1 protein-coding gene is annotated in these 260 nt (G+C 61.9%); it reads left to right on the top strand.

From position 1 onward, the window contains the following. On the top strand, positions 1-212 hold a 212-nt coding region (locus tag AC0L3S_RS39470; RefSeq protein WP_473285371.1), incomplete at its 5' end, for a DUF3175 domain-containing protein. Positions 213-260 lie beyond the last annotated feature (48 nt).

Below are 260 nucleotides of genomic sequence, written 5' to 3'. Positions count from 1 at the left end.
AATCCGACGACGCCAGGAAGATCGCCGCCTCGCTGAAACGATCCGCCGAACACAGCCACAGGCGCAAGGCCGAGCCTTTTCAATCCGCCATGTCGATGCTGAATTTTTACATCAACCGCGCCGGCAAGAACTTGCCTGCCGCGCGCAAAAAAGTGCTTGAGGACGCCAAGGGCGAGCTGCGCAGCGCCTTCGGACGTGACAAGGATGATTAGCGGCCGGTCCAGCCCTACCGGGCGCGGATGACGCCGTCTGTGTTGGCG

It is taken from the genome of Bradyrhizobium sp. Ken01 (genome assembly GCF_055807355.1).
The sequence above is the reverse complement of the archived record's forward strand: the minus strand, read 5'-3'. Positions and strand labels throughout refer to the sequence as shown.